The sequence below is a fragment of the Roseovarius salincola genome, assembly GCF_026891095.1.
GTDB lineage: Bacteria > Pseudomonadota > Alphaproteobacteria > Rhodobacterales > Rhodobacteraceae > Roseovarius > Roseovarius salincola.
This window is the reverse complement of the sequence record NZ_JAPTNL010000053.1, coordinates 1-1,132: the sequence shown is the minus strand read 5'-3', so window position 1 is coordinate 1,132 and position 1,132 is coordinate 1. Positions and strand designations below refer to the sequence as shown.

At 57.4% G+C, this 1,132-nt stretch carries 1 pseudogene; it reads right to left on the bottom strand.

Annotated features, from left to right (window positions below):
- Positions 1–73: 73 nt before the first annotated feature.
- Positions 74–1,132: pseudogene (locus N5A93_RS19445) on the bottom strand (IS3 family transposase); the annotation flags it as partial.

Here is a 1,132-nt window from a genome sequence, read left to right as displayed (position 1 = left end):
TGTACGTCGTCAGATAATTTGGGACGCTTGAGCGGTTTTCGGATTGGAGGCTCTGGCCCATCCTTGATTGAGATTATGCGGTTTCAGTTTCGTGGCGCAAGCGCCGCGTAAGCATGGTTTTGCGTTTGATCTCCTCTCGCTGTTTCAGGATTTTCTCTCCCCTGCCGAAGTAGACGTCGGCAGGCGTCAGGTTGCCCAGGCTCTCGTGGTACCGGCGGGTGTTGTAGTATTCGACGAAGTCCCTGATCTGGCGCTCGAGATCTCCGGGCAGGAAGTAATGCTCGAGCAGGACACGGTTCTTCATGGTCTGGTGCCATCGCTCGATCTTGCCTTGGGTCTGTGGGTGGTAGGGTGCGCCGCGGACATGATCCATGCCCTTGTCGTCGAGGTAATCTGCCAAGTCCCCCGCGATGTAAGACGAGCCGTTGTCGCTAAGAAGTCTTGGTTTGGCGACAACGGTCGCGCAGTCACATCCTGAAGCCTCCAGCGCCAGATCGAGCGTGGCGGTCACGTCCTCAGCCTTCATCGTCGTGCAAAGCTTCCAGGCGATGATGTAGCGGCTGTAATCGTCCAGGATGGTGCTAAGGTAGAACCAGCCCCAGCCCAGGACCTTGAGATAGGTGAAGTCCGTCTGCCAGAGTTCGTTCGGCCGCGCGGTCCTGTCTTTGAACTCATTGGCCGCCTTCATCACGATATGCGCCGGCGCCGTGATCAGATCCTCCGCCTTCAGGATCCGGTAAACGGATGATTCCGAGACAAAATATTTCTTCTCGTCAGTGTATTTTACTGCCAGCTCGCGGGGTGTCAGATCCTCATGTTCCAGCGCAAACTCGATGACGTCGGCACGGGTCTCGTCTGGGAGGCGGTTCCACACGGACCCGGGATGTGGTGCGGTGTCTGCGAGCGCATCAAGCCCGCCTTCCGACCATCGGTCATACCAGCGATAATAGGTCGTGCTGGGGATGCCCAGCATGGCCAGCGTCTGGCGAACCGGCAGATGCGAGGATTCCACGGTGCGGATGATCTCCAGCTTTTCTGATGCGGGATACCTCATGTCTCGCACTCCCCATCCCCGATCATGCTTTTTTTAAGCAGGCGATTTTCCAGGGTCAGGTCGGCAACGACCTCCTTT